The organism is Streptomyces sp. XM83C (genome assembly GCF_023072675.1).
Classification (GTDB): domain Bacteria; phylum Actinomycetota; class Actinomycetes; order Streptomycetales; family Streptomycetaceae; genus Streptomyces; species Streptomyces thermocoprophilus.
In genome coordinates this window covers 1-5038 of record NZ_JALLGL010000388.1, presented here as the reverse complement: position 1 = coordinate 5038, position 5038 = coordinate 1, and the positions used below count along the sequence as shown (strand labels likewise).

Sequence of the window (5038 nt, the reverse complement as noted above, 5' to 3'; positions counted from 1 at the left end):
TATTCCTCCTCTCGCACCGCTCTCGTGTGTGCGAACCGGATCACCGGTAAACATTCACGGAGAGTTTGATCCTGGCTCAGGACGAACGCTGGCGGCGTGCTTAACACATGCAAGTCGAACGATGAACCGGCTTCGGCCGGGGATTAGTGGCGAACGGGTGAGTAACACGTGGGCAATCTGCCCTGCACTCTGGGACAAGCCCTGGAAACGGGGTCTAATACCGGATACGACCCAGGACCGCATGGTCTCTGGGTGGAAAGCTCCGGCGGTGCAGGATGAGCCCGCGGCCTATCAGCTTGTTGGTGAGGTAACGGCTCACCAAGGCGACGACGGGTAGCCGGCCTGAGAGGGCGACCGGCCACACTGGGACTGAGACACGGCCCAGACTCCTACGGGAGGCAGCAGTGGGGAATATTGCACAATGGGCGCAAGCCTGATGCAGCGACGCCGCGTGAGGGATGACGGCCTTCGGGTTGTAAACCTCTTTCAGCAGGGAAGAAGCGAGAGTGACGGTACCTGCAGAAGAAGCGCCGGCTAACTACGTGCCAGCAGCCGCGGTAATACGTAGGGCGCAAGCGTTGTCCGGAATTATTGGGCGTAAAGAGCTCGTAGGCGGCTTGTCGCGTCGGATGTGAAAGCCCGGGGCTTAACCCCGGGTCTGCATTCGATACGGGCAGGCTAGAGTTCGGTAGGGGAGATCGGAATTCCTGGTGTAGCGGTGAAATGCGCAGATATCAGGAGGAACACCGGTGGCGAAGGCGGATCTCTGGGCCGATACTGACGCTGAGGAGCGAAAGCGTGGGGAGCGAACAGGATTAGATACCCTGGTAGTCCACGCCGTAAACGGTGGGCACTAGGTGTGGGCGACATTCCACGTCGTCCGTGCCGCAGCTAACGCATTAAGTGCCCCGCCTGGGGAGTACGGCCGCAAGGCTAAAACTCAAAGGAATTGACGGGGGCCCGCACAAGCGGCGGAGCATGTGGCTTAATTCGACGCAACGCGAAGAACCTTACCAAGGCTTGACATACACCGGAAACGTCCAGAGATGGGCGCCCCCTTGTGGTCGGTGTACAGGTGGTGCATGGCTGTCGTCAGCTCGTGTCGTGAGATGTTGGGTTAAGTCCCGCAACGAGCGCAACCCTTGTCCCGTGTTGCCAGCAGGCCCTTGTGGTGCTGGGGACTCACGGGAGACCGCCGGGGTCAACTCGGAGGAAGGTGGGGACGACGTCAAGTCATCATGCCCCTTATGTCTTGGGCTGCACACGTGCTACAATGGCCGGTACAAAGAGCTGCGATACCGCGAGGTGGAGCGAATCTCAAAAAGCCGGTCTCAGTTCGGATTGGGGTCTGCAACTCGACCCCATGAAGTCGGAGTCGCTAGTAATCGCAGATCAGCATTGCTGCGGTGAATACGTTCCCGGGCCTTGTACACACCGCCCGTCACGTCACGAAAGTCGGTAACACCCGAAGCCGGTGGCCCAACCCCTTGTGGGAGGGAGCTGTCGAAGGTGGGACTGGCGATTGGGACGAAGTCGTAACAAGGTAGCCGTACCGGAAGGTGCGGCTGGATCACCTCCTTTCTAAGGAGCACTTCTTACCGGGTCCTTCGGGGCACGGTCAGAGGCCAGCATGCGAGCGAACGTCTCGCACTGGTTGCTCATGGGTGGAACGTTGACTACTCGGCATCTTGGTTCTGCTTCTCTTCCTAGTACTGCTTCGGCGTGGAACGGAACGAGGAGAGGCGAGGGTGTCGGGCACGCTGTTGGGTGTCTGAGGGTACGGCCGTGTGGTCGCCTTCAGTCGCCGGCCCCAGTGAACTCACTGGATTTCCAGTGGGGTGATGGGTGGTTGGTCGTTGTTTGAGAACTGCACAGTGGACGCGAGCATCTGTGGCCAAGTTTTTAAGGGCGCACGGTGGATGCCTTGGCACCAGGAACCGATGAAGGACGTGGGAGGCCGCGATAGTCCCCGGGGAGTCGTCAACCAGGCTTTGATCCGGGGGTTTCCGAATGGGGAAACCCGGCAGTCGTCATGGGCTGTCACCCGCTGCTGAACACATAGGCAGTGTGGAGGGAACGCGGGGAAGTGAAACATCTCAGTACCCGCAGGAAGAGAAAACAACCGTGATTCCGGGAGTAGTGGCGAGCGAAACTGGATGAGGCCAAACCTACGACGTGTGAGACCCGGCAGGGGTTGCGTCGTGGGGGTTGTGGGATCTTTCTTCCACGGTCTGCCGGCCGTGGGACGAGTGAGAAACCGTTGATGTAGGCGAAGGACATGCGAAAGGTCCGGCGTAGAGGGTAAGACCCCCGTAGTCGAAACGTCAGCGGCTCGTTTGAGAGACACCCAAGTAGCACGGGGCCCGAGAAATCCCGTGTGAATCTGGCGGGACCACCCGCTAAGCCTAAATATTCCCTGGTGACCGATAGCGGATAGTACCGTGAGGGAATGGTGAAAAGTACCCCGGGAGGGGAGTGAAATAGTACCTGAAACCGTGTGCCTACAAGCCGTGGGAGCGTCGGAGTGGAGCTTGCTTCACTCTCGTGACTGCGTGCCTTTTGAAGAATGAGCCTGCGAGTTTGCGGTGTGTTGCGAGGTTAACCCGGGTGGGGTAGCCGTAGCGAAAGCGAGTCCGAAGAGGGCGTTTGAGTAGCACGCTCAAGACCCGAAGCGGGGTGATCTAGCCATGGGCAGGTTGAAGCGGAGGTAAGACTTCGTGGAGGACCGAACCCACCAGGGTTGAAAACCTGGGGGATGACCTGTGGTTAGGGGTGAAAGGCCAATCAAACTCCGTGATAGCTGGTTCTCCCCGAAATGCATTTAGGTGCAGCGTCGTGTGTTTCTTGCCGGAGGTAGAGCACTGGATAGGCGATGGGCCCTACCGGGTTACTGACCTTAGCCAAACTCCGAATGCCGGTAAGTGAGAGCGCGGCAGTGAGACTGTGGGGGATAAGCTCCATGGTCGAGAGGGAAACAGCCCAGAGCATCGACTAAGGCCCCTAAGCGTACGCTAAGTGGGAAAGGATGTGGAGTCGCACAGACAACCAGGAGGTTGGCTTAGAAGCAGCCACCCTTGAAAGAGTGCGTAATAGCTCACTGGTCTAGTGATTCCGCGCCGACAATGTAGCGGGGCTCAAGCGTACCGCCGAAGTCGTGTCATTGCAGCATGAGGGCTAACGCCTGCTGTGATGGGTAGGGGAGCGTCGTCTGCCGGGTGAAGCGGCACTGGAAGGTAGTCGTGGACGGTTGACGAGTGAGAATGCAGGCATGAGTAGCGATACAAACGTGAGAAACGTTTGCGCCGATTGACTAAGGGTTCCTGGGTCAAGCTGATCTGCCCAGGGTAAGTCGGGACCTAAGGCGAGGCCGACAGGCGTAGTCGATGGATAACCGGTTGATATTCCGGTACCCGCTGTGAAGCGCCAAACATCGAATCCAGTGATGCTAAGCCCGTGAAGCCGCCTGCCTTCAGCTTTGCTGTGGGTGGGAGTGGTGGAGCCGGTGACCCGAGCTGGTAGTAGGTGAGTGATGGGGTGACGCAGGAAGGTAGTCCATCCCGGGCGGTGGTTGTCCCGGGGTAAGGGTGTAGGACGTCAGGTAGGCAAATCCGCCTGGCACATAGTCTGAGACCTGATGCCGAGCCGATTGTGGTGAAGTGGATGATCCTATGCTGTCGAGAAAAGCCTCTAGCGAGTTTCATGGCGGCCCGTACCCTAAACCGACTCAGGTGGTCAGGTAGAGAATACCGAGGCGTTCGGGTGAACTATGGTTAAGGAACTCGGCAAAATGCCCCCGTAACTTCGGGAGAAGGGGGGCCACATCTGGTGACCGGATTTACTCCGTGAGCTGGGGGTGGCCGCAGAGACCAGCGAGAAGCGACTGTTTACTAAAAACACAGGTCCGTGCGAAGCCGTAAGGCGATGTATACGGACTGACGCCTGCCCGGTGCTGGAACGTTAAGGGGACCGGTTAGCTTCACTTCGGTGGGGCGAAGCTGAGAACTTAAGCGCCAGTAAACGGCGGTGGTAACTATAACCATCCTAAGGTAGCGAAATTCCTTGTCGGGTAAGTTCCGACCTGCACGAATGGCGTAACGACTTCTCGACTGTCTCAACCATAGGCCCGGTGAAATTGCACTACGAGTAAAGATGCTCGTTTCGCGCAGCAGGACGGAAAGACCCCGGGACCTTTACTACAGTTTGATATTGGTGTTCGGTTCGGCTTGTGTAGGATAGCTGGGAGACTGTGAAGCTCGCACGCCAGTGTGGGTGGAGTCGTCGTTGAAATACCAGTCTGGTCGTGCTGGATGTCTAACCTGGGTCCGTGATCCGGATCAGGGACAGTGTCTGATGGGTAGTTTAACTGGGGCGGTTGCCTCCTAAAGGGTAACGGAGGCGCCCAAAGGTTCCCTCAGCCTGGTTGGCAATCAGGTGTTGAGTGTAAGTGCACAAGGGAGCTTGACTGTGAGACCGACGGGTCGAGCAGGGACGAAAGTCGGGACTAGTGATCCGGCGGTGGCTTGTGGAAGCGCCGTCGCTCAACGGATAAAAGGTACCCCGGGGATAACAGGCTGATCTTCCCCAAGAGTCCATATCGACGGGATGGTTTGGCACCTCGATGTCGGCTCGTCGCATCCTGGGGCTGGAGTCGGTCCCAAGGGTTGGGCTGTTCGCCCATTAAAGCGGTACGCGAGCTGGGTTTAGAACGTCGTGAGACAGTTCGGTCCCTATCCGCTGTGCGCGTAGGAGTCTTGAGAAGGGCTGTCCCTAGTACGAGAGGACCGGGACGGACGAACCTCTGGTGTGCCAGTTGTTCTGCCAAGGGCATGGCTGGTTGGCTACGTTCGGGAGGGATAACCGCTGAAAGCATCTAAGCGGGAAGCCTGCTTCGAGATGAGGGCTCCCACCCACTTGATGGGGTAAGGCTCCCAGTAGACGACTGGGTTGATAGGCCGGATATGGAAGCCAGGTGACTGGTGGAGTTGACCGGTACTAATAGGCCGAGGGCTTGTCCTCAGTTGCTCGCGTCCACTGTGTT

The 5038-nt window shown here is 58.2% G+C and carries 2 rRNA genes; both read left to right on the top strand.

Going from position 1 to position 5038, the window contains the following annotated elements:
* Positions 1-53 precede the first annotated feature (53 nt).
* Positions 54-1581, top strand: a 16S ribosomal RNA gene (locus MTQ10_RS27790).
* 311 nt (positions 1582-1892) lie between these two features.
* Positions 1893-5016: ribosomal RNA gene (locus tag MTQ10_RS27785) — 23S ribosomal RNA — on the top strand.
* The 16S and 23S rRNA genes sit together here, the layout of an rRNA operon.
* Positions 5017-5038: the final 22 nt, after the last annotated feature.